This is a genomic window from Brevibacterium sp. SIMBA_078 (assembly GCF_046534565.1).
In the GTDB taxonomy this organism is placed as follows: domain Bacteria; phylum Actinomycetota; class Actinomycetes; order Actinomycetales; family Brevibacteriaceae; genus Brevibacterium.
In genome coordinates this window covers 445,550-469,169 of sequence record NZ_JAWRYQ010000001.1, presented here as the reverse complement: position 1 = coordinate 469,169, position 23,620 = coordinate 445,550, and the positions used below count along the sequence as shown (strand labels likewise).

Sequence of the window (23,620 nt, the reverse complement as noted above, 5' to 3'; positions counted from 1 at the left end):
TGCGTGGCCTGCGGAAGCGGGCCGCGCCGCAATAGCGCGACAGCTGCGGAGGTGGCCGACGAAATGGGTCACCCCGTGAATTCGTGACGCCTGCGCTTGCATTGCTACGGGCCGAAGCCAAGCTCGCTGCGCTGTCATGCACCCCCAGCGCGCACGTCTCAGCCGAGCCGCTCCATGATGAGGTCGGCGTTGACGTGGGCACCGGCCAGAACGCCGCTGGCGGTGCTGGCCACGACCATCGCCGACACGTCTGCGCTGTTGCCGACCGCCCAGACGCCGGGTACATCGGTCTGCCCCGCCATCTGTGTGGGGATATAGGTGCCCATTCCGCTCGGGTGAGCGACGACCTCGCCTCCGAGTTGGGCGAACAGTTCGGCGTTCGCTCGCGCATACGCACCGACGGTGAGCGCATCGAAGGTGCGAGCGTTCGCTCCGTCCGCAGATTCGTCGGCCGTCAGGGAAACGACGGTGTCGGACTCGGTGCGGGCCACCTCGGTGACGGTGGAATCGATGAACTCGATGCCGAGCGTCTCGAGCATTGCCGCCTGCTTGGAATCAGGAGCGGGCGCGTTGTGGCGGATGAAGCTGACGTCGTCGCTGAGCTGGGAGAACAGCATCGCCTGGTGGTACGACATGGCCGTCGTGCCGATGACCCCGATGCGCTGTCCGCGCACCTCGAAGCCGTGGCAGTAAGGGCAATGCAGGACGGTCTCGCCCCAGCCTTCCGCGAGGCTCGGGATGTCCGGAAGTTCGTCGCTCAGCCCGGTGGCGATGATGATGCGGCGGGTCCTGACTTCGACCCCCGCCGAGGTGGTCAGTTCGAACCGATACCGTGGAGCCGCCTCGGCGGGGTTGGGTTCCGAATCGATCGTGCGTGCTTTCTGCACGGTCGCGTCGATGAAGGTGACGCCGTACTCCTCGGCCTCGGCGCGGCCTTTCGCCACGAGATCCTGGGGCCGGATGCCTTCGTGGCCGAGGACGTTATGCGCGTGTGCGCTTGCGGAATTGCGCAGCTGGCCTGCGTCGATGACGACGACGGAACGCAGCGACCTGGCCAGGGCGATCGATGCGGCGAGACCTCCTGCGCCACCGCCGATGACGGCGACATCGTAGGAGTTCTGCACGGATTCGGCCGACGAATCGGGGGCAGATGGCTGGGAGTTCTCGGATGGGGCGTGGGTAGTCATGATTCTCCTGTGGGCTGATGGATGGTCGAAGCCTGGGTGGTGCTGGGATGGCACGCCGGTGCTGGACCGGCAGGAACCTCGGTGCCAGCCGTGCTCCGATTTCGGTGACTGTTCGAGTGTGCTCCCGACGCGCGCGCAGACGCAAATGGGTTTGCAGAAATGGCAAACTCTGTCATGATGAGGGCATGGAAGAGTCAAGAGAGGCAGGGGAGCGTGCCGCTCATGTGACGGGTCGGATGTCGGAGATCCTCTCCGATGGCTCCGCCCCGGTCGGGGCGCAGGAAGCCATCAGGCAGTCGTTGGCCGGTGTCGGCGCTCGACTGCGAGGGCTGCGGCAGGAGCAGGGCCGCACCCTCGACGAGGTGGCCGAGCTTGCAGGAATGTCGACGAGCACACTGTCGCGCCTGGAATCCGGGAAGCGGAAGCCGAGCTTGGAGCTGCTGCTGCCGCTGGCCGGAGTCTATGGGCTCCCGCTCGATGAGCTTGTGGGGACCCCTCCGATCGGGGATCCGCGCATTCATATCTCACCGCGGAAGTTCCACGATCAGACCATCTTGCCGCTCAGTCGCGGAGCGATCGGAGTGCAGGCCTTCAAGCACATCGTCGACGGTCGGCAGACCCCGAAGCTCGGTGCGCTGAAGACCCACCCAGGGTTCGAATGGGTGTATGTGATCCGCGGTCGACTGACCCTCATCCTCGGTGATCGGACGATGGTCCTCAGCGCTGTAGAGGCTGCGGAGTTCGATACGCGCACTCCGCATTGGTTCGGGGCAGCCGATGACGGCGGGGTTGAGTATCTCAGCCTGTTCGGACCCGAAGGACAGCGCGTTCATATGAAGAGCTGAGTGGAGTTGCGGGCCGGCGCGGGCGCTCGTTGATGCGGTTGGGTGTTGGTTGTGCGTGCTCGCGTCAGTGGCGAGAAGTAGTCTTGGCCCACTTCGTCGACACCGTAGGTGCGAGGCCTCTCTTCTGGCCGTCGTCGGCGATCATTGTCAAACACGGCACTCCGACTGGAATCTCCATTTGACCAGCACAAATAGTACGAAATAGTAATTCAGAGAAAAACTCTCAAATAAATAGCACAGAACTATCGACTCTGTTCTATTTCTGGATTAGAATAGAGCCAAGCCGAAGACATCAACGATGATGAACGGATAAAGCGAAGATGGCTCTCTTCCCCGACCGAAGGTACGACGAGCACAACGACCGCGAAGCAGGAAAGGCTTCGCAGGCACCACCCCCTCAATGTTCACCGCCCAGTGACCTCCCTCCAGCTGCCGCCGGCTCTTCTGCCCAGTCTGCCGACAGTGACTCCTCCAGGTCGACTTATCGGGAGCTGCTCGCTGAGGCCGGATTCGATCTGACCGGTCATCCTCTCGCCGACAGGTTCGACGGGATCGCCGACAACCTGACCGACGGCGAGGCGATCGCCGACCAATCTGGTGACGGACAGAATGACGCCGTCGAGGACAGCAGCGATGCAGTCGTCGACGGCGGCGCAGCTGCGGAAGGCGGCAGTCAGGCAACCGCTATCGAGGCTGACGCAGCGGCGCCTGCTCTTCCGAACGGCGATATCCACGCCGGGCATGGGCCCTGGTCGAGCAGGACGACGATGCCGGAGACCGAGGCAGAGGTCCAGGCATGCATCAAAGAGATCGAAGCACGCCAAAGCGCGTGGATGAAGGCAAAGCGCGAAGAACGCGAGGCACAGAAAGCTGCAGAGCGTGAGGAGTTCCTGAAGAAGAACCCGCAGGCCCGCGCAGAGGACGCAGAACTCGCACGTGAAAGAGCGGAGTGGAACGCCCAGGTTGAGCGTTACGAGGCGAAGAAGCGAGCGCAGAAAGAAGCCGAACGTATCGCTGAGGCAGAACGCGCGGAGCGACACAAGGCACTCGCCGAACGCTATGACTCCGAAGCTGACACGCATCCCCTGCTCGACGAGTTTCGCTGGTCAGACTTGAAGCACGCAGCCCCGGAAGTCACAGAAAGCATCTGCGCACTGCAGGGCCTGCTCGACGGGCTCCACGCCTTCACCCGCCCCATGGGACCCGACGATGCGGTGACTCTTCTCGACGGTCTTGAGACCTTGAACCGTCTGACAGAGTCCCTGTCGGTCGTGACCCTCTCCGTGTTCGAACGTGTCGGCACGCCCCGCGACTACGGCGCGAAGACGACGAAGGCGCTGGTCCAACATCGGCTCAATCTTTCCGCACAAGAGGCCGACCGCCGCACTCAGCTCGCTGAGTGCCTGGGAAAGCGGACCAGCATCAGCGGGGAATCGATCGAAGCGCAGTTTCCGATTCTCGCAGCGGCCCTTCGTGAAGGAGTGCTCTCGGCAAACCAGGCGTCGACGATCTCCAAATGCTTGAAGAACCTGCCGGTGAACGTATCGGAGGACGACAGGATCAAGGCTGAAAGCCTGCTTGTCGAAAAGGCTCAGGCGGTTCGCGTCTGCGATATCCATGCGCTCTTCGAAGAGATCCTGGGCTGGATCGATCCCGACGGCCAGGAACCGAAAGAAGCGGCAGACCGGGACAGCTTCGCTGTCAACCTGCGCCAGGCGAAGGACGGAACGTGGACTCTCAAAGGTCGACTCGACGAGGAGACCGGTGGGATCCTCAACGGCCTGCTGACTTCGCGCATCAGAACCGATTCTCAGTCGGACGAGGACAGCTGCGCGAACGCGGCAGGAATCGATGCCGGCAATGCCGGTCGCTCGGGTCTTGCCGCTGACAACGGCAGCGAAAGCAACAGCGACTTCGATCAGGAAGTCGTCGACGCCTATACGGAGGTTCTGCGTGGCGACCGCGCGGACTGTCTCGACCCCACGCTCGACTTCACTCCGCCGCAGATCGGCGCGAATGGTGAGATCCCGCCGGGAGCCGGGGTGACACAGGACGGCTCACTGGTGGCGATGGCCGCTGAACAGCCGAGTGTCCGGCGTCGCATCTACGAGCGCTTCTCCAGCGTCATCGGCAGCATCGAAATGAATCGCATCAAGGCCGGGGCGGCCTACGCACTGGTCGTCACAGCCAAGGCAGAGGACCTGGCGAACCGGACCGGCAAGGCCGTCACGGGAGCCGAAGCGCCGTTCCCGATCGATTCCGCTGCTCTGGAAGGACTGAACGGATCGGTCTTCTTCCACCTCATGGGCGAGAAAGCGAAATCGTTGGCACTGGCGACAGAACGACGGTTGGCCACAGAGAAACAACTGGCAATTCTCGCCAGCCGTGACCAGGGATGTACGTTCCCCGGATGCGACACTCCTCCCGGCTGGTGCGAAGCGCACCATATCGTCCCATGGGCGCAGAACGGCAAGACCGACGTCAACAATCTCACTTTGGCCTGTTCAGCGCATCACCACCTGCTTGATTACACCGATTGGGACTGCAGAATGCTCATCGACGGTCGGCCCGCGTGGGTGCCACCGGCGACCATCGACCCAGCACAAGAACCGGTGCTCCACGCTCGGTTCATTGCGCGGGAAATCGGAGAGACTCTCTTCGGCTGACGGGCACTTTGGCTCGGCTGACGGGCACTTTGGTTCGGCTGACGGGCACTTGGGTTCAGCTGACAAACGCTTAGGTTCGATTGGCAACAGCCCCTGCAGTGTGGCCGTTATTCGCATGACACATGGCAGGGACCGATGGTGCGGTTCGTCGGCGGCGTGGTCCGCGGGGAACGGAATGTTCTTCTCACATGCACTGTTGCCTTGTTATGAAGCTTTCGATCCTAGACCTCGTTCCCGTTCGTACAGGACAGACGACAGCAGACTCCTTCGCCGCCTCTAAGCAGATCATCGACACGGCTGACAAGCTCGGATTCACCCGCTATTGGGTCGCCGAGCACCACAACATGCCCTCGATCGCATCGACGATGCCTGGGCCGGAGCTCATGCACCTCGGCCAGGGAACACGGCAGATCCGCCTCGGCTCCGGTGGAGTGATGCTTCCCAACCATGCCCCGCTGGCGGTCGCCGAGCTGTTCGCTCTGCTCTCCGCTGTCTACGGCGACCGGATCGATCTGGGTATCGGACGCGCACCGGGGACGGACCCGATCACCTCGGCGGCAATGCGGGGCCACCTCGGCGAGGGGCGGATGGTCGACCGCGACGGACGGGCAATCGATCCCGTCGAACAGTTCCCCCAGCACGTGATCGACACTCTCAGCCTCATGCGGCCCGAAGGCATGCGAGTTCCGCTTCACGGTGGACGCGAACATGTGCTCAAGGCGACTCCCGCGGCAGTACCGGGAACGCAGCCGTTGCCGTGGCTGCTCGGTTCATCCGGTTACTCGGCCAGGCTGGCAGCTGAACTCGGCATGCCCTATGTCTTCGCCAACCACTTCGCATCCGGCGCCACCACCGGAATGAAGATCTACCGCGACAATTTCACTCCCGGAGCCTACGGCGACAAACCGCAGACCTTCGTCACGGCCAACGTCGTCGCCGCACCCACCGAGGAGGAAGCGTGGCTGCGCTCGGAGCCCTTCATGCTGCAGATGGCCAGAATGCGTACTGGCGGACCGATGGAGAAGCTGCACCTGGCCGGCGACGACGTGCGGTCGGTGATGACCGACCAGGAGCGCATGGTCGGCGAAGAACTTTCCGGCAACTGGATCATCGGTGACACGAAATCCGTATCCGCGCAGCTCGAGGAACTCTCCGAGCGCTTCGCCGTCGACGAGATCATGATCCAGCCGATCGCTGGCGCCATGGAAGGCGAAGACGTACGCGAAGACCCGGGACGGATCCAGACGATCAACCTGCTTGCCGCGGAATTCCTCGGTTCCACCGGTGCTTCCGGAGCCGCTGATACAGGCATCGATATGTGACACCTGACTGATGACTTTCCCAGGTCCCGATCCGGGCCGATACCGGACATCGGCACCGAGCCGAAGTCTCAGCTCAGCATCGATTCGGGCAAGTGGACTTCAATCCACGACCAGTCCGCGTTATCCTGTCACAGTGTCATGAAAGCTGACAGTCGTGTGACAGCCAGTAGAATCGACACCGTGCAGAACCTCGCTTACGGCGAGGCCGCTCCTTTCGGAGAGGTCGAAACGGAGGCGAATACTGTACGCCGAATGCGTTCGCGCACCTTCGGAGACTTCCCCCACGCGGGCCCCGGCCTGCAGACCGAAAGAGAAATAATGCGTACCAAAATTGCTGTTTCGGCAGCACTTGGGGTCGGACTGGTTTTCGGCGCCGGTGCTCCCGCACTGTCGAGCAATCTGTCGTCGACCGACGCCGCAAAAACGTCCGGCATCTCCGCTGATGTCGTGCCCGGCCAAGAACTCGAACGAATCACCGACGGCAAGATCGAAAAGGGCGAGACTGCCTACGTCGATGTCACGGTTGCGACGCTGTGGACCGACCCGAAGGCCCCTCGCAAGGTCGACAAGCCTGCACTCCAGCACCCCGTCGACCTCAAGAAGTGGAACAAGAACCTCGAATCCACCGATGCGCGCCGAGGCCTGACTGGAAAAACCGAGACCCAGGCAACGTACGGTTCGGAAGTCTCCGTCCTCGAAACCAAGGGCAGCTGGGCCAAGGTCGCCGTGACCGACCAGAAGACCCCGAAGAACAAGAAGGGCTACCCGGGTTGGCTGCCCAAGAAGCAGCTGGTCGAAAACGACCGCTTCGGAAAGCTCGCCGAAGAACAGCCCCGCGCAGTGGTCACGAAGCCCAAGAGCGAACTCGAAGGCATCGAATTCACCAAGGACACCGGTGCCGACGTCAGCTTCAACGTAGACCTGCCTCTCATCGCCCAGGACGTCGACGACGTCCGGGTCGCCCTCCCCGGAGGCGGAGCCGCCTGGATCGACATCGATGACGTGGATGTCTATGATGTCGGCGACAAACCCGAGAAGCCCAGCGGCAAAGGCCTCGTGAAGACCGCGAAGCAGTTCGAGGGCCTGCGCTACCTGTGGGCCGGAGTCTCCGCCTACGGATTCGACTGCTCCGGATTCACCTACTCCATCTACAAAGCCCACGGCATCGACCTGCCTCGCGACTCGGGAGAACAGGCGAAGGCGGGCAAGGCGGTCTCCTCGTCGAACCTCAAGCCCGGTGACCTGCTGTTCTTCTCGACCAGCTCGGGAACAGTCCATCACGTCGGAATGTACGTCGGCGACGGCAAGATGATCCACTCGCCGAACGCATCGAAGGACGTCTACGTCACCGACTGGAAGAAGTGGGACACCGGAAACGAATTCTCCGGAGCTCGCCGCATCCTCTGACCTGGATCGAGTCAGATGGTCCCGATTCCAACCAGGATCTGACCAAGTCTGTCGAATGACCAGCCGACACACTGATGGCCGGTGCCCCAATAGGGGACCGGCCATCAGTGATTTCAGTAGGGCCTAGCTGGGAACATCGCCAAGGTCGCTGAGCACGGCTCTAGCCGGGAAGCCTCGCCAGGTTTGCTGAGCATGGCGATTGTCGAGAGGCTTGGCCAGGGGAGGGGCCTGGCCTTGGGAGGGGCGCCCGCCGAGGCGGCTATCGAGCAGAATCGACCGGAATGACCAGCGACCCGATTTCATCGAAACTCACCAACCGAGGCGACCGCCGTATGGTTTCCCCGAGGCAACCGCCGGTCAGTGCCGCGAGCTCTGAGTGGATTTCAGGAAGATGGCGCGGGCCAGATCATCGCGACGTTCGATGACCAGCCGACGCAGGGCCGCAGGCGCATCGTCGTTGGCTGCCAACCACGCATCGGTCTTCTCGACCACAGCCTCCTCGTCGACGGACCACCGGGGATAGAGACCGAGCACCAGGCGGCGAGCGATCTCAATCGAATTGTCCATCCAGAACCCGAGCAGACCATCGAAGTACTCATCGACATACTCCTCGATGAGCGGCATCGCACTCGGCGCGATGAACCCGGCGATGATCGCCGACAGAACATCATTGCTCAGCGCTCCCGCCTCACGGATCGCCTCCCAGGCACGGATCTTGACGATCGGCAGAGGCAGTGCGGCACTGGCCGTTTCGGCGTGAAGCCGACCCGAAGAGCTGGGATCCGAATGATTCTCCCGTGCGATATCCGTCTGATCCGCCCACCCGAGGCAGACGAGCGCCGTCAGCGCATTCCACCGCAGCGCATGATCATTGATGAGACCCCGGAACGGCAACGTCGCAGTCGAATGCTCGGCGCCTCGACCCGTGCGGGCACCACCGGAAGCTTCGGCCGGCTGACTCACCGAACCGGCCCGATCGGCAGAACCGGCCTGCCCGGCCGAACCGGCCCGATCGGCAGAACCGACCTGCCCAGCCGAACCGGCCTGCCCGTGAGCTCCGGCATACATCCGATCGATCTCTTCCCCGACCGGCACCGCCAGGATCTGGCTGGCAAACCCACGACCCATAGCCACCGCGGAGCTGCCGGCGGCACAGCGAGCCGTCCGCGACGTCAGCGCCAACACGAGATTGGCCAGATGCAGCTGCGCATCCGAACCCGCCTTCGCTGCCGCCAACGCATCCAAGGCGGCTCCCAGCAGCCCCATGATCGCGGCATCGAAATTTCGATCGGCCACCCACTGATCGATGCAGGTCAGAGCGGTCTGACTGAGCCCCGCCATGATCCCGGCATGACTCTCCTTGCCCAAGCTGCGGGCATAGGCGGTGAGGTACTTCTGCACCGGCATGAGCCCATCGCGGACCGCATTGTCCAACGCCGACCACACCAGGGCCCGTGACAGAGGATCCGTGATCCGCGACGCCGAGGTGACCGCCGCCTCCGTCGACTCCGGGTCGAGGCGCACCCGCGCATAGTCCAAGTCGTTGTAATTGAGCAGAGTGATCACCCCGGCGCTGCGACCGATCAGCTGCTCGACGTCAGCTGACTCGCTCGAGAACTCGAAACGGAAGGAATCGAGGGGAACGATCGCCCGCCCCGACCGCCCGAGCGTGGCGATCTCGATCGTGTGCGGCCGCAGCAGGGCCGTGCCCTCGGCCGAATCGGACTGAGTGATCGTGGCACCCGTGACCTTTTCCGAACCGGACCGTCGCCGAGGCGGCGCTGCCCTGCCGCTCGACCCGGGCCCTGCCTCGTGAGCGGCTCCGGCCGCCCCGTCGAAACCGTCGTCGACCGCATCCGGGCTGCGCAGCCTCGCGCCCGCGCTCGAAGCCACGAGCCTCCCGCGTCCCGCGCTCTGTGCCGGGACGTCGGAACCGGCCGACGTCCCTTCGGCCTCGATTCCGGCCCCACCCTGCGCGACCGATGCCGACCCGGCCGCGGCCCCGGACACACCATCCGGGGACCCAGACGAACCGTCTGCCGTCGTGAGCTGCAGGGACAGCTCCGAGACTCCGGACGTCCCCAGCCACGCGGCCGCCCAGTTCGCGATGTCCCGGTCGGGAGCCGCCTCGGCGAGGCATTCGAGGAAATCAGCCAACTCGGTGTTGCCGTATTCGAACCGTCTGAAATACAGCCGCGAACCGGCGAAGAAAGCCTCCCGGCCGACGAACGCGACGAGCTGCTTGAGCACGGATGCGCCCTTGGCATAGGTGATGCCATCGAAGTTGAGCTTCGCGGCCTCGACATCGGGGATGTCGGCGACGATCGGGTGCGTCGTCGGATACAGGTCCTGCGTGTACGCCCACGCCTTGCGGCGCAGCGCGAAGGTGACCCACCCATCGGTGAATCGCGTCGCTTCGGCCAGCGCGAGCCCGCCCATGAAATCGGCGAAGGACTCCTTGAGCCACAGGTCGTCCCACCACTTCATCGTGACGAGATCGCCGAACCACATGTGCGCCATCTCGTGCAGGATGACATTGGCGCGTGACTCGTAGTTCGCGTCCGTAACCTTGTCCCGGAAGATCAGATTGTCCGTGAACGTCACCAGGCCGGGGTTCTCCATCGCGCCGAGGTTGTACTCGGGAACGAAGATCTGATCGTACTTGCCCCACGGGTAGGGGTAGTCGAATTCGGAGGTGAAGAAGTCGAGGCCCGCCTTCGTGACACCGAAGATATCCTCCGCGTCGAGGTGGTCGACGAGGCTCGCGCGCGTCCACGCGCCCAGCTGCACGGTCTGCCCGGTGCGCGGATCCGTCCATGAATCCGTCGCTCCCTCGTAGGGGCCCGCGGTGATGCAGGTGATGTAGCTCGACTGCTTGAGCGTCGGTTCGAAGTAGTGAGTGACCGCCGAACCATCGGCCGGTTCCGTCCGCGCCTCGGCCCGGTTCGACAGAACCTGGAAATGTGCGGGAGCGGTGACCGTGAAGATGAACTCGGCCTTGAGGTCGGGCTGGTCGAAATTCGCAAAGACGCGACGGGCGTCGGTGGGTTCGTACTGTGTATAGAGATAGGTCTTGCCGTCGGCCGGATCAGTGAACCGGTGCAGACCCTCGCCCGAGGTGGAATAGCGAGCCCGCGCCTCGATCGTCAGGGAATTGCGGCCGGCGCGGACGGGGAACGTGACTCGGGCACCGTCGAAGACCTCGGTGGGGGAGAGACTCTCACCATTGATCAGAACTGAGGGCACGGAGTCGGCGATGAGGTCGATGAATGTCGAATCGACGAAGCGGGCGGAGAAGTCGACGACAGTGCGAGATAGGTACGTGTCGGCATCGGTTTCGGCATTGCTGACGTCGATATGGACTGAGTAGGAATCGACCTCGAGCAGCTGTGTTCGACTCTGGGCTTCGCTTCGGGTGAGATTCGTTGTCATTCAATAGCCTCCTCGGCGGACAGACTTTAGCATGCCACATTTCCGGTATTCTGAGTACAGCACCAGCGAGCGGCAGAGGGGACTGATGGCGGACAATCGGGTCAGCGAACTGCCTCGGCGGGGGTTCAACGTCGTCGCCCACCGCCTGCGCTTAGGGCTCAAGCGAGTGTGGGTGAACTCCGGTCAGCTGATCCAGATCCCCATCGCCGCGACCGCCGCCTACGCCTTCTGCGTCTACGTGCTCGGCCACCCGTATCCGTTCCTCGCCGCGGTCGCCTCCGCCGTCGGAATCGGCCCCGTCGTCGACCGTCGCCTGCGCCGCGCCCTCGAGATCGGCATCGGAGCGACGTTCGGGGTGCTCGTGGGCGAGATACTCGTCAACTTCTACGGCTCCGGCATCTGGCAGCTCGCCCTGACCCTGATCATCGGCCTGACGATCGGCACGATACTGAACTCCGGCGGCATCTTCATCACCCAGATCGCCGTCCAATCCGTCTACGTCGTCGTAGTCCCTGCCAGCGCCACCACCATGCCGTTCCCGCGCACCCTCGACGCTCTCACCGGATCCGTCTGCGCGATTCTGCTGGCACTGCTGATCCCGCGCGATGCCCGAAAGGCTCCGCGTCGCTTGGCCGCGGACATGCTCGAGGAGGTCGACGCCGTCCTCAGGATGATGAAACGAGCCCTGCGCGAAGCCGATGTGACGATGGCCGGGCGAGCCCTCGAACGTGCTCGCGAAACCCAGGACATCATCGATTCCTGGGGCTCATCCCTGCGGATCTCCCGTGAAGCCGCGAAGATCAATGCACGCGCCCGCCGGCACGCGGCCGAGGTCACTCGCCTCTCCCGTGCCCACACCTTCTCCGACCGCGCGATGCGGACCATGCGGGTCATCGCCCGCCGCGTCGTCGGCATCACCGAGCTCGGCGTCGCCAAACCCGTCATCGCCGATTACGTCGGATCCCTGGCCGACGGTGCGAAGAAGCTCGAGATCGCCCTGCGCCGCGGCACCGACCGTTCCCTCGCCGAGGCGGCCCTGTCCGAGGCGGCGGGAGCCTTGGACCCGCGGGCGAAACCCGATTGGGACATCCACGACGAATCGATGGTCCTGCTCCTGCGGACAGTCGCCGTCGACCTGCTGCAGGCCGCGGGACTCACCCGTGAGGAAGCTCAGTCCCGGCTTCCACCGCTGGCCGTGAACGCCGATGAGGACGACGGGCCGGCCGTCGAATAGCAGTCGAAGCTTCGCGCGTGCTGCGGAGAGCACGCCGGTTGCGGTGTGCGTCGAACCGGGCGTGCCCGAGGCGGTCAGCTGCTTTCGACGACGAAGACGGCGTTCGTGCCCGGTTCCAGAGCCGTGAAGCGATGAGGCTGATCGCCCGGATGGGTGAGATAGTCGCCGACACCCAAGTCGTAGGACTTCCCGAGCACTTCGATGCGTGCGGCCCCGCGGCCGAGGACGACATGTTCGATCGTGCCCTGCGGGTGCGGCTGAGACTCCCTGGGCTCACCCGGTTCGGCCTGGATGAAGTAGACATCGCGTCGGGCATTCGTCGGCGACGGTGAGAGCAGGGTAGCCACATAGTTCGCAGTCGTCGACGGCAGGCTCGGCATATCGCCGACGTGCTGGAAGGCGACCTCGTGCGGGGGCGGGTCGAGCAGGCGGGCAAGTGGGATGTCGAGCGCAGCGGCCAGAGCCCACATCGTCTCCAGGCTCGGATTTCCGCTTCCGGTCTCAAGCCCGGACATCGTCGACTTGCCGATGCCGGCGCGCCTGGCGACCTCGGAGAGGGAGAGTCCGGCGCGCAGTCGTTCGCGTTTCAGCGCTGCCGCGATCTGCTGACTCGGCGAGAGCGCTGAGCCGGGAGCAGCGGCGGCTGCCTGATCGGGGGCGGGTTCGTCGGCAGCTCCGGCAGTATGCTCGATGATCGCCTCGGCAGGCGTATCGGAGTCGGAACCGCCCTGAGAGTCATTCAGCGAATCGTCGTTGCTTCGAGAAGTCATGAGTTCACTATAGCGGTTAGGTCGTTCGGGTTGACGAACGATTGCCGAGGGTGCACTGTATAGAACATGGGTTCATTATTCCGCACGGCTGATCGGGTGCTGCCCGGCTCGACCTATCGTGCGGTCGCCATCGTCACCATCACGATCATCGCAGTCGCGCTGTCGTACGGGGCGATCTCCGCGGTCTCCGGCTTCGCCTGGTGGCAGACTCTGCTGCTGGCGATGTTCGCCCTCGGCGGCGCCGCCGAATTCACCTTCGTCGGCGTCATCGCCGCGGGCGGTGCCCCGATCCTCGCAGTGCTCGCGGGTCTCCTCGTCAACTCCCGGAACTTCGCCTTCGGAGTCGCGGTCGGCCCGTTCTTTCCGCAGGACTGGCGAGCTCTCATCGCCTCCCACTGGATCAACGACGAATCCACCGCCATCTCGCGCCTCGGGCTCAACGACCGGGCGAAATGGCATGCGTTCCTGCTCATGGGCGCCGCGATCGCCATCATGTGGCCCGGCGGTGCCATGGTCGGCCAGTGGCTGGGCAGCGTCATCAACGCGGACCTGCTCGGACTCGACGCGGCCTTCCCGATCATCCTCTTCTGCCTCATCCGCGGGGACCTGAAGAACCGGGTCACACTCTCGCTGACCGTCATCGGCATCCTCATCGCCGTGGGCCTGACCCCGCTGCTGCCCCTCGGTCTGGGTGCCGTGACCTCACTGTCCGTCTTCGTCTTCGTCGCTGCCGGTTGGGGTGTGCGCTGGTTCACCCGACGCCGCCGCTTCGGCGACAACAGCGCAGACCAGCACGATGCCGAACACTCGCAGCGCACAACTCGAGAGGAGAGCCGCCGATGAGCGCCGTCAGCTTCCTCATCGCCCTTGCCGGGCTGAGCCTCGGAACCTACCTCATGCGCTTCGCCGGCGTGAAGGTGGGAGCGGCCATCGCCACGAAGGGGCGCCGGCGGACCCCGGCGACCGCCTCGGTGGGGGCTGGCTCCTCCGCGGGTGTGGACGGACGGGGCGCAGCCGCCCCTGCAAGTGGCGACGAACAGGGCACAGCCATCCCTGCACGGCGCGACGGACAGGGCACAGCCGCCTCGGCGGGGGCAGGTGATTCGGCCGACTCGACCGAGCGTGTGACGATGTGGATGGACCGGGCCACGGTCGTACTCATCGGCGCCGTCTTCGCCACGACCGCGGTCTTCGACGGCACAGACATCGCCGATCCGGCCCGTCTCATCGGCGTCGGCGCCGGCGTTCTCGCATCAATTCTGCGCGTGCCGATGCTGCTCGCCGTCGTCATCGGCATGGGAGTGTGCGCGCTCATCCGCACCACCGGGATCCTCTGAGCAGGGGCGGCACGCACTGACCGCAACCACGGGGCAGCGAGCCGGCACCGCAGACGTGGGCCGCCGCAGACGTGGGCCGCCGCCTCGAGGCAGTGCGCACCCACTGTGAAAGCCGTGGGATGCGGATGGGCAATTGCCGAGGATCTGCCGCCCGGAACTGCCCCGAAAGCCCGAGATTGCTAGGCTGGGACCATGGAATACATCGCGGGCTTTCAGCGTCTCGTCTTTCTTGCCCTGACGGTGGCCGCATTCGTCGTCCAGCTCTGGGCGTTCATCGACTGCCTCCGCTTCAAGGATGAGAACTACCGCGCCGTGGACAAGCAGAGCAAGAAGTTCTGGGTCATCCTCCTCGGCGTCGGACTCGCGCTCGCCCTCATCGCCCTGCCGCCAATGGGCATGAGCATGATCTTCCTCAACATCATCGCTCTCGTCGCCGGCATCGTCTACCTCACCGATGTGCGCCCGAAGGTCCGCGCCGTCGACCCGCGCTACCGCAACCGCTGACCGGATCGACGCGGTAGCAGCATTCGCGGACCCGATCGGCAAGCGCCCAGCGCACGCTGACTAGACTCACCCTATGAGCACCGACCTCAACCTGCCGGGACCCGAATCCGGCTTCATCGCCACCTTCGGAACCGGCGAGCCGCACACCCTCTTCGGCCACGGATTCGCTGGCGCGATCCGCGATACCCGCCCCTTCGGCACCGGCATCACCGGCACCCGCCACTTCCTCCACCTGCCCGGCCACGGCGGCCGCCCATCACCCGGCCCCGGCTGGACCTACCCACAGATCGCCGAGGTGCTCGCCGACGCCGTGAGGACCACCTCGGCGAGCCGAGCGCTGGGCGTCTCGATGTCCGCCGGAGGACTCCTCCACCTGCTGAGCATCGCCCACCCCGTCACCCGCAGCCTCGACAAGGTCGCCCTCGTCCTCCCAGCCTCCTTCACCGGATTCCCCGCCGAGGTGGCCGCCGCCAACCGCTCCTACCTGGAGAGACTGCGCCGCCTCATCGCCGATGAGGAGATCGACGGCATCGTCGACCTCATGCTCTCCCGCGAACCCGCCGAGGTGGCCCAGATGCTTCCCGCGCGAGCCTGGACGAAGGCGAAGGCCGAGAACCTCGTCCGCACGGACATGTCCGACGGACTCGGACTCGCCCTCGAAATCGCTGTCGCGGACACCGATGAGGCAGCCGAGAACCTGCGCTCCTTCCCCGGCGACGTCCTCGTGCTCACCCACGAAGACGACCCGGCACATCCGGTCCCCGTCGCCGAAGACATCCACCGTGCGATTCCGCACTCTCGCCTCGAGGTGCTGCCGGCCGGATCGATCCTGTGGCGCGGCCGTCACGATGTGCGGCGCATCCTCGGCGAGTTCTTCGACTAGACGCTGGCTTCGGTTAGGGGCTGGCTTCGGTTAGGCGTTCGCTTCGATTGGGCGCTGGCTTCGGGTGCGTGCTGGCTTCGGCTGGTCACCGGACCGAGGTCGTTGGCTAGACTGTCTCCGTGCGCATCTCCGTCCTCTCCCTCCACACCTCGCCCGTCGCCCAGCCCGGCCAGGGCGACGCCGGAGGAATGAACGTCTACGTCGACCAATCCGTGCGCGCGCTCGCCGCCGCCGGACATCGAGTCGACGTGTTCACCGCCGACCCCGGCGGACTCGACGGCAAGGGAGGCAGCGAAGGCGTCGCTGTCGACGGGACCGGAGCTGGTCAGGGGCGCGGCGCGGGCCCCTCCGCAGGTCGGAGCGCGAGGCTGGAGATCACCGAATCCATCACCCTCCACCACCTGCCCGTCGGCGCCACGACGAAGGACGAACTCGCCGACGCGATCGACGAACTCGCCGACATGCTCAATGCCCACCCCGACTTCCGCGCCGCCGATCTCATCTGGACCCACTATTGGATCTCCGCCGAGGCGGCCCTGCGCGCTCGTGACATCGCCGTCGACACCATCGCTGAATCCGGTGACATCGGCGCTGAGTCCGGCGACTTCGGCGCTGAGTCCGCTTCCGGGGCAGGGCAGACCAGACCTGACCGAGCACCGATCGCGGTGAGCATGCACACGATCGGGGCCGTGAAGAACCGCGATTCCGACACCAGCCACGAACGTCCCCAACGACTCGAAGCCGAAGAGCGCATCGCCGCCGAGGCCGACCTGCTCGTCGCAGCCACCCCCGCCGAACGCCGCGACCTCGTGTCAGAACTCCACGCCGATCCCGACTCGGTCGTCGTCGCCCGACCGGGTGTCGACCACGCGCTCTACGCACCTGGCTCACAGTCGGGAGCGCGGAAGCGTCTGGGATTCGACTCGGACGAGGCGATCGTCCTCTACGTGGGGCGTATGCAGTTCATCAAAGGCACCGACGTCGCCGTCGACGCCCTGGCCGAACTGCGGGAACGCAACCCGCACCTGGCCTCCCGGACCCGCGGTATTCTCCTCGGTGCCGCCTCGGGGGCAGGCGTCGAAGCAGGTGGGGGAGCGGTCCGGCCGTCCTCGACGTATCTGCGGGAGCTGACCGCGGCGATCGCGAGCGAACCGAGCGTCGAGGTCCGCCCGCCCGTTCCCTCCCACATCCTCGTCGACTACTACCGGGCCGCGGACGTGCTCGTCGTTCCCTCCCGCAGCGAATCCTTCGGACTCGTGGCCGCCGAAGCGGCCGCCTCCGGTCTGCCGGCGATCGCCTCGGCGGTGGGAGGACTCCCGGAGATCGTCGAACACGGACATTCGGGACTGCTCATCGCCGATCACAACCCGCACCACTGGGCGACGGCGATCGAAACCCTGCTCGAGGACGCGGAGCTGCGAGCCGAACTCGCCGGCCACGCCGTCGACCGTGCCGAACGCTTCGACTGGGGCCGCACTGTGGCAGCCGTCCTCGACGCTGTGCCGGACATCTCCGGCTCGTCAACGCGGCGCTCGGAAGCGCTGGGGGCATGCTGAACGACTAGAGTCGGCGGTGAGCACGAGAGCCGAGCGAAAGGCGTGAGAGCATGAGCACCGACACCGAGGCGATCCTGTCCGGAGTGCGCACCTGGGCCGAGAACAACGACGTTCCCGTCGATTCGATCGAGGATGCGGAGATCGTCGTCACCCTGCCGGGGGAGAAGAAGCTCAAGACCAACGTGGCGATCAGCGTTTTCGCTCGCACCGCCCATCTGCAGGCGTTCGTCATCCGCCATCCGGACGAGAATTCGGCCGCATTCAACCGGTGGCTGCTGCAGAAGAACCTCAAACCCGGGCCGGTGGCGTTCGCGATCGACAGCCTCGGCGATGTCTATCTGCGTGCGAGCGTGCCCCGAGAGCATCTGGTCGACGAACTCGACGGACTTCTCGGGGCGATGCTCGCCACGGCGGATTCCTCATTCAACGAGCTTCTCCAGATCGGGTTCCTCACCGGAATGAAGAAGGAGTGGGCCTGGAGGGTCGGCCGAGGTGAATCGACGCGCAACCTCGCGGCCTTCGAGAGGGTGCTCAGCGGGGATGACAACGAATTCCTCGGCACCTTCGGCGACGCCGATTCCGAGCCTCCGGCGGTGTCGGTCGATCGTGCGAGCGAGGGCCCGCGCCCATGAGTGCGGCCGCCTCCAAGCCCGCGAATGTCGACGAATACATCGCCTCATTCGACGACGAACGACACCGAGCCTTTCTCACCCGGCTGCGCAAGCTCAGCCGTGGTGCTGCACCGCAGGCCGAGGAGAGCCTCAAATGGGGCAGCCCCGCCTATGCCCTCGGCTCGATCCTGTTCGTGTTCGCCGGGTACAAGAAGCACGCGAATGTCGTCTTCACTCCCAGCACGAAAGACGCCTTCGCCGACCGTCTGCAGGACTTCGACACCGGTAAGGGGTCGATCCAACTGCCGTATGACGGAGAGATTCCGACCGAGCTGCTGACCGAGATGATCGCCCACCGGATCCGCGAATTCGAGGTCGACGGAGTGAAGTGGATGTGAGGGTGCGCCGGTCTCAGTCGAGCGGCAGCTTCATTCCCTCGTGGCTGGCGACATAGCCGAGCCGATCATAGAAACGCTGAGCACCGGTGCGTGACTTGTCAGTGGTGAGCTGAACGAGTCCGGCGCCGAAGCGGCGACCGCATTCGTGAGCCCATTCGAAGACCGCGGTGCCGAGCCCGATGCCCTGAGCAGAGGGGCCGACGCGTACCGCTTCGATCTGCAGTCGGAGCGTACCGCGGCGCGACAGGCTGGGCAGCAGACTCAGCTGCAGGGTCCCGACGACGGTCGAGCCGTCGTGCGCCTGGCCTGCTGATAGAGGCTGGCCTGCTGATCGGGGCTGGCCGGCTGATTGGGCCTGTTCGGCTGACTCGGTCCGGTCGGCTATGTCAGCCCGGCCCGGCGGGTCAGCCCGGCCGGATGCTTCGGTGATGGCGACGAGGAGCTGATTGGGATCGGCGTCGATGAGCGCGAACGCACGAGCATAAGGGGCCGCATCCTCGGCGTCGGGGATGGCAGGTGCAGAGCCGGCTGCGACAGCGTCCGCGCGGTCGTCCACTTCGACATCGGCCTCACGGGCGGCTCCGAGCACGTCGTCACGCAGGAGTGCAACAATGGCAGGCACATCGGTCTCGGTCGCGCGACGGACGACGAACGTCCGGCCCGCCAGATCCAGGGTCTGAGGGGAGAACCCGTCGAAGCCTCGGCCCGATTCGCCCCGACCCGATTCGCTCTGACCCGGTCTGCCCTCGCCCGGGGCCGCCTCGGTGGTCATCGGCTCGCGGTCCCAGCGGAGGTCGCTCCGGCAGCGGCCGGCTCACTATTGGACGCACCGACCGGCGGTTTGCCGTAGGGGCGACGAGCGAAGAGCGAGGCCAACAGGGCCCCGGAGACGTTGTGCCACACGCTGAAGACCGCTCCGGGCAGTGCTGCCAGCGGTGAGAAGTACGTGGTGGCCAGGGTCGACGCCAGACCGGAGTTCTGGAGTCCGACCTCGAAGGACAGCGCGCGACGGGTCGGAGTGTCGAGGCGGCAGGCCGCGGCGACACCGTAGCCGACGCCGAGCCCGAGCAGATTGTGCGTGACGACGGCCAGCAGAACGAGCACACCGGCAGTGGCGATCGAACCCGCGGAACCGGCTACGACGATCGAGACGATATAGGCGATGGCGATCGAGGCCAGCCATGGCAGCACCGGCGAGATTTTGTCGACGAACTTCGACGCGAACACCCGGACAAGGACGCCGACGATGACTGGGACGAGCACGGTCTGGCAGATCGAGACGAACATCGACCAGAACGGCACGTCCATATACGAACCAGCCAACCACAGAGTCAGCAGCGGGGTGAGTACGGGAGCGCACAGAGTCGACAGGGTCGTGATCGACACCGACAGCGCCGTGTCGCCTTTGGCCAGATAGGTGACGACATTCGACGCAGTGCCGCCGGGAGCGCAGCCGACGAGGATGACGCCGACCGCGATCTCGGGCGGCAGCCCGTAGACAGTCACCACGAGGAGGCCGAGCAGCGGCATCGCCACGAACTGAGTGACGACTCCGAGCACCGCGATCCACGGCCGCTTCGCGATGCGGGCGAAGTCGGGCAGCGTCAGGGTCAGGCCCATGAAGAACATGACCACGCCGAGCGCCCACGTGATCGACGGCGCCAGAGGCGTGAAGGCATCGGGCAGCAGGAACCCGAGCACTCCTGCGATGACGACGAGGACCGGCAGGGCAGTGACGGCGATGATCGAGCTGCGGTCGGCAGAGGGAGCGGCGGTGCTCCCGGAGGCCTGGGGTGCTGGCGTTTGTGACATGGGTCCAGGCTACTCCGTCGATTTTGTCATTCGAGACAGTTGCCCAGGAATTGAGACCCGATCGGCGAGGAGGGTCGGCGGCGAGGAGGATCGGTGGGGGAGGAAGAGCGGTGGCGAGGAGGATCGGTGTGGGAGGAAGAGCGGTGGCGAGGAGGATCGGTGTGGCGTTGGCGGGCCACCGCCGGAGGAGACCGCAGCGATGACTGGCAGTGATGACCGACAGTGATGACGGTCAGTGATGACGGGCATCGGCGTCTCCGGCCGAACGGTCGTGTCAAAATGGAGCCATGACGTATAACCTCATCCTGCTGCGCCACGGCGAAAGCGAATGGAACCAGAAGAATCTGTTCACCGGGTGGGTCGACGTGACCCTCACGGACAAAGGCCGGGCCGAAGGCAAGCGTGCCGGCGAACTGCTGCGCGAGAAAGACCTCATCCCTGATGTCGTCTACACCTCGCGGCTCAAGCGTGCGATCCTGACCGCGAACATCGCACTCGAGGCAGCGGATCTGTCCTGGCTCGACGTCCACCGCAGCTGGCGCCTCAACGAACGCCACTACGGCGCACTGCAGGGCAAGAACAAGAAGGAGATCCGCGACGAGTTCGGTGAAGAGCAGTTCATGACTTGGCGCCGCTCCTTCGATACCCCGCCGCCGGCCCTGGCCGACAGCTCGGAATTCTCACAGGCCGCTGAAGCCCGCTACGCCAACCTCGGCGATGCGCTGCCCCGCACCGAGTGCCTCGCCGACGTCATCGATCGCCTCCTGCCGTACTGGTACGACACCCTCGTGCCCGAACTCACCGTCGGCAAGACCGTGCTCGTGGCCGCCCACGGCAACTCGCTGCGCGCACTGGTCAAGCACCTCGACGGGATCTCCGATGCCGACATCACGGGGCTGAATATCCCCACCGGCATTCCGCTGCACTACGAGCTCACCGAGGACTTCACCCCGGTCACCCCCGGCGGAACCTACCTCGACGCCGAGGCGGCCGCGGCCGCCATCGGCCAGGTCGCCAACCAGGGACGCTGAATCTCGGGCCCATCGTAGAAGGGGCAGGGTTCGTTCGGGCTCCGTTCGGGCTCGGGCGTCGAGACAGCACTCGGACGCCGAACCCCGGCCTCACTCATGCACTGATCGTGTCGGCCTTCCCGGCGATCGCCTTCATCTCTTCGAGCAGAAAGACGATGGCGGGGGAGGCCGACATCGATTTCCGCCACACCAGTGAGATCGTGCGGGCAATGCTCGGATCATCGAGCGGCACCGCCACGACATCTGCCGGCAGATGCGGCCTGCCTAACCGCGGCACGAGGGCCAACGCCCCGACAGCTCGGACGAACTCGATCTGCGTGTCGTACTCGATGGCCCAATAGTCGATCTGCGGCTTGCTGTCCAGCTCCTCGAACAGCGCCGTCAGCCAGCGATGGCACACGGCATTGCGCGGAGCCGACACGAACATCTCGCCGAGCAGATCGGCGCGGGTCACCTCGGTGCATGCGGCCAGATGATGATCCCGGTGCATGACGATATCCGCCCGATCCGCGGTGATCGTCTCCGAGATCAGCGTCGCGGGCAGATGCAGCGAGGACGAATCCCAGCCGAAGACAAGGGAGGCATCGATCCTGCCGGCCGTGACCATTTCGATGAGCTCATCCGGCTCCTCCTCGAAGTTCGACACCGTCAGCTCCGGCGCCGAGGCGGCCAACCGCGGCAGCGCGGGCACGAGCAGTCCGCGGATCCCCGTCGAGAACCCGCCGACCGTGATCCGCCCCCGCGGCTCACCCGACTGCGCTCGGGCCGCGGTCTCCAGACTCTCCAACTCCTCCAGCAGGCCCGCCCCGCGCCGGCTGAGCTCCCGCCCCACCGGTGTCAGCGCGATGCCGCGGCCTGTCCGCTCCGTCACCGGTGCGCCGAGGTAGCGCGAGAGCTTCTGCAGCTGATGGCTCACCGCAGCCGGTGTGTATCCCAGGGACTCGGCCGTCGCCGTGACCGAACCGAGCGAATCGAGGGCGACGAGGGTGCGCAGCGGCCTGCGCGACTGGCCGCCGCTGCTCCTCGTCGCCGCCAGATTCACCTTCGTCGTGGTGCCCGCGATCTTCTTCGTCCGCTTTCCCCGCGGCTCTTTCGGTCGCGTCCTCCTCATCGGCACCTTCATGTCGGCCGGCCAGTTCGGCCTTCTCTACGCCTCCATGGCGCTCGGGCTGCCCGCCGGCCTGACCTCGATCGTCATCCAGATCCAAGCCGCGTTCACCGTGATCGTCGCGGCCCTCGTGCTGCACGAGATCCCGACTCGCCGCCAGATCATCGGCATCCTCATCGGGCTCGTCGGCCTGGCCGTCATCGGTCTGAGTCTGCAGGCGAACGTACCGATCGTCGCCTTCCTCGTCGCTGTCGGGGCCGCCCTGTCCTGGGCGACGGGCAACGTCATCGCCCGCGGCGTGAAACCCGGCACGAACGGAGTGCAGATGACCGTGTGGTCGGCTCTCGTCGTCCCGATTCCGATGGTCGCACTGTCGATGCTCATCGACGGACCCGCCGAGGTGGCCCACGCACTCACGCACCCGACCTGGGGTGTCGTGGCCTCGGTCGTCTACACCGCCGGCTTGGCATCGCCGAACTCATCGGCGGAGTCCTGCTGCTCCTCGGCGTCGCCGTGACGACGGGAGTGCTCAAGACCCTGGCCCGCGGTATCAAGAACGGGCCCAGACGACGCCGCAAGGTCGTCGTCAGTCAGGCGCCGGAAGAGGTCTCGGCCTCCAGATAAGCGAAGCGCCCCGACAATGTCGGGGCGCTTCGGTGGATTCGTGCTTCGTCGAGCCCGATCCCTACTTCTTCGACAGGTAGGGTTCCCAGTTTCCGGTGAGCAGGTACTCGACTTTCTGCGACACGGACACTGCGTGATCACCGAAACGCTCGTAGTAGCGCGAGAGCAGGGTGACATCGGCGATATGACGGGGAGCCAGCGAACCAGCGGGAGCTTCGCCGAGCTTCCCGAACACGCTCAGGTGGAGTTCGTCGAGCTCCTCGTCGATGGAGTTGATCGTGGGCACATCGGACAGGCCGGGATTCGAGAGCAGGCTCTGCGTCGCCTCGGCGATCTTCTCACCGGACTCGCCCATCCGTGCGAACACGGATTCGAAGGCCTCGGGGATCGCGGACTCCGGATAGCGGATGCGCACCTGCTGTGCGATATGACGGGCGAGGTCGCCCATGCGCTCGAGGGATGCGGACATCCGCAGCGAGCCGATGACGGCGCGCAGATCTGCGGCCACCGGGGCCTGCAGGGCGAGCATCTCGGCGGCCTGCTGATCGAGGGTGAACTGCATATTGTCGATGACGGAGTCGGCCTCGATGACCTTCTCGGCCAGCTCGAGATCATTCGAATGCAGCGCCTGGTTGGCCAGGCGGATGGCGTCGAGGACCTTGGTGGACATGCCGACCAGCTGGGTGGCCAGGTCGTCCAATTCGTTTCTGAAGACTTCGCGCATGAACTGCGGTTCCTTAACTCTCGATTGTGACAATCTGGAGTGACTGTCGGCGGTGCTTGGTGTTTTGAGGAGTGCCGGCGCTTCCGGTCCGCACTCTCAGCGGGGGAAAGCGGAAGGTGGGAACGACGGGGAACGCAGGCACACAGACGTCAGCATCGCACGATCGAGT

Annotated in this window: 21 protein-coding genes; 14 read left to right on the top strand and 7 right to left on the bottom strand. The window is 65.3% G+C overall.

All coding sequences use genetic code 11. The features are described from left to right. Nucleotides 1-158 precede the first annotated feature (158 nt). On the bottom strand, nucleotides 159-1,187 hold the full coding sequence (locus SB749_RS02130; RefSeq protein WP_410708791.1) for an NAD(P)/FAD-dependent oxidoreductase: 1,029 nt from the start codon (nucleotides 1,185-1,187) through the stop codon (nucleotides 159-161). 185 nt (nucleotides 1,188-1,372) lie between these two features. Here SB749_RS02130 and SB749_RS02125 point away from each other — a divergent pair, with 185 nt between their 5' ends. From SB749_RS02125 to SB749_RS02110, 4 genes are all read left to right on the top strand, one after another. After that, nucleotides 1,373-2,032: a helix-turn-helix domain-containing protein gene (locus tag SB749_RS02125; protein ID WP_410708790.1), complete on the top strand. Its 660-nt coding sequence runs from the start codon at nucleotides 1,373-1,375 to the stop codon at nucleotides 2,030-2,032. A gap of 320 nt (nucleotides 2,033-2,352) precedes the next feature. After that, entirely contained in the window at nucleotides 2,353-4,698 is a 2,346-nt protein-coding gene (locus tag SB749_RS02120) for a DUF222 domain-containing protein (protein ID WP_410708789.1), read from the top strand. A gap of 206 nt (nucleotides 4,699-4,904) precedes the next feature. After that, on the top strand, nucleotides 4,905-6,020 hold the full coding sequence (locus SB749_RS02115; RefSeq protein ID WP_410708788.1) for an LLM class flavin-dependent oxidoreductase: 1,116 nt from the start codon (nucleotides 4,905-4,907) through the stop codon (nucleotides 6,018-6,020). 318 nt (nucleotides 6,021-6,338) lie between these two features. After that, nucleotides 6,339-7,427, top strand: a complete 1,089-nt coding sequence (locus tag SB749_RS02110; RefSeq protein ID WP_410708787.1) for an NlpC/P60 family protein — start codon at nucleotides 6,339-6,341, stop codon at nucleotides 7,425-7,427. Nucleotides 7,428-7,784: 357 nt separating this feature from the next. Here SB749_RS02110 and pepN read toward each other — a convergent pair whose 3' ends face one another. Then, on the bottom strand, nucleotides 7,785-10,859 hold the full coding sequence (gene pepN, locus SB749_RS02105; protein ID WP_410708786.1) for an aminopeptidase N: 3,075 nt from the start codon (nucleotides 10,857-10,859) through the stop codon (nucleotides 7,785-7,787). A gap of 85 nt (nucleotides 10,860-10,944) precedes the next feature. Between pepN and SB749_RS02100 the strand changes: the two genes are divergently transcribed. After that, on the top strand, nucleotides 10,945-12,093 hold the full coding sequence (locus tag SB749_RS02100; RefSeq protein ID WP_410708785.1) for an FUSC family protein: 1,149 nt from the start codon (nucleotides 10,945-10,947) through the stop codon (nucleotides 12,091-12,093). Between the two features lie 74 nt (nucleotides 12,094-12,167). On the opposite strand, the gene SB749_RS02095 is transcribed toward SB749_RS02100, so the two are convergent. Then, nucleotides 12,168-12,863, bottom strand: a complete 696-nt coding sequence (locus SB749_RS02095) for a helix-turn-helix domain-containing protein (protein WP_410708784.1) — start codon at nucleotides 12,861-12,863, stop codon at nucleotides 12,168-12,170. 66 nt (nucleotides 12,864-12,929) lie between these two features. On the opposite strand from SB749_RS02095, the gene SB749_RS02090 reads away from it, so the two are divergent. The 7 genes from SB749_RS02090 (at nucleotide 12,930) to SB749_RS02060 (ending at nucleotide 18,152) form a co-directional block, all read left to right on the top strand. Next, a complete protein-coding gene (locus SB749_RS02090) occupies nucleotides 12,930-13,706 on the top strand; it encodes an AzlC family ABC transporter permease (protein WP_410708783.1) in 777 nt (258 codons plus the stop codon). Continuing rightward, nucleotides 13,703-14,200 carry an AzlD domain-containing protein gene (locus SB749_RS02085; RefSeq protein WP_410708782.1) on the top strand — a complete coding sequence of 166 codons (498 nt, stop codon included), beginning with the start codon at nucleotides 13,703-13,705 and terminating at the stop codon, nucleotides 14,198-14,200. The genes SB749_RS02090 and SB749_RS02085 overlap by 4 nt, the downstream gene beginning before the upstream one ends. A 192-nt stretch (nucleotides 14,201-14,392) precedes the next feature. Further along, nucleotides 14,393-14,704, top strand: a complete 312-nt coding sequence (locus SB749_RS02080) for a DUF2516 family protein (protein WP_092010787.1) — start codon at nucleotides 14,393-14,395, stop codon at nucleotides 14,702-14,704. Nucleotides 14,705-14,777: 73 nt separating this feature from the next. Beyond that, the gene (locus SB749_RS02075) at nucleotides 14,778-15,587 is read left to right on the top strand and encodes an alpha/beta fold hydrolase (RefSeq protein ID WP_410708781.1); all 810 of its coding nucleotides are present in this window, start codon (nucleotides 14,778-14,780) and stop codon (nucleotides 15,585-15,587) included. A gap of 119 nt (nucleotides 15,588-15,706) precedes the next feature. Continuing rightward, a complete protein-coding gene (locus tag SB749_RS02070; protein ID WP_410708780.1) occupies nucleotides 15,707-17,143 on the top strand; it encodes a glycosyltransferase in 1,437 nt (478 codons plus the stop codon). Between the two features lie 50 nt (nucleotides 17,144-17,193). Next, entirely contained in the window at nucleotides 17,194-17,775 is a 582-nt protein-coding gene (locus tag SB749_RS02065) for a YbjN domain-containing protein (protein WP_410708779.1), read from the top strand. Beyond that, complete coding sequence (locus tag SB749_RS02060; protein ID WP_410708778.1) at nucleotides 17,772-18,152, top strand: iron chaperone; 381 nt, start codon at nucleotides 17,772-17,774, stop codon at nucleotides 18,150-18,152. Before SB749_RS02065 ends, SB749_RS02060 begins: the two co-directional genes overlap by 4 nt. A gap of 13 nt (nucleotides 18,153-18,165) precedes the next feature. On the opposite strand, the gene SB749_RS02055 is transcribed toward SB749_RS02060, so the two are convergent. Both SB749_RS02055 and SB749_RS02050 read right to left on the bottom strand, forming a co-directional pair. Continuing rightward, nucleotides 18,166-18,924: a GNAT family N-acetyltransferase gene (locus tag SB749_RS02055; protein WP_410708777.1), complete on the bottom strand. Its 759-nt coding sequence runs from the start codon at nucleotides 18,922-18,924 to the stop codon at nucleotides 18,166-18,168. After that, a complete protein-coding gene (locus tag SB749_RS02050) occupies nucleotides 18,921-19,964 on the bottom strand; it encodes a bile acid:sodium symporter family protein (protein ID WP_410708776.1) in 1,044 nt (347 codons plus the stop codon). The genes SB749_RS02055 and SB749_RS02050 overlap by 4 nt, the downstream gene beginning before the upstream one ends. A gap of 287 nt (nucleotides 19,965-20,251) precedes the next feature. Here SB749_RS02050 and SB749_RS02045 point away from each other — a divergent pair, with 287 nt between their 5' ends. Further along, nucleotides 20,252-20,995 carry a phosphoglyceromutase gene (locus SB749_RS02045; protein ID WP_410708775.1) on the top strand — a complete coding sequence of 248 codons (744 nt, stop codon included), beginning with the start codon at nucleotides 20,252-20,254 and terminating at the stop codon, nucleotides 20,993-20,995. 94 nt (nucleotides 20,996-21,089) lie between these two features. On the opposite strand, the gene SB749_RS02040 is transcribed toward SB749_RS02045, so the two are convergent. Next, entirely contained in the window at nucleotides 21,090-22,037 is a 948-nt protein-coding gene (locus SB749_RS02040) for a LysR family transcriptional regulator (protein WP_410708773.1), read from the bottom strand. On the opposite strand from SB749_RS02040, the gene SB749_RS02035 reads away from it, so the two are divergent. Continuing rightward, a complete protein-coding gene (locus tag SB749_RS02035; protein WP_410708771.1) occupies nucleotides 21,949-22,620 on the top strand; it encodes an EamA family transporter in 672 nt (223 codons plus the stop codon). The two genes, SB749_RS02040 and SB749_RS02035, sit on opposite strands and share 89 nt — an antisense overlap. A 168-nt stretch (nucleotides 22,621-22,788) precedes the next feature. On the opposite strand, the gene phoU is transcribed toward SB749_RS02035, so the two are convergent. Then, nucleotides 22,789-23,451, bottom strand: a complete 663-nt coding sequence (gene phoU, locus SB749_RS02030; protein WP_410708770.1) for a phosphate signaling complex protein PhoU — start codon at nucleotides 23,449-23,451, stop codon at nucleotides 22,789-22,791. Between the last annotated feature and the right edge of the window lie 169 nt (nucleotides 23,452-23,620).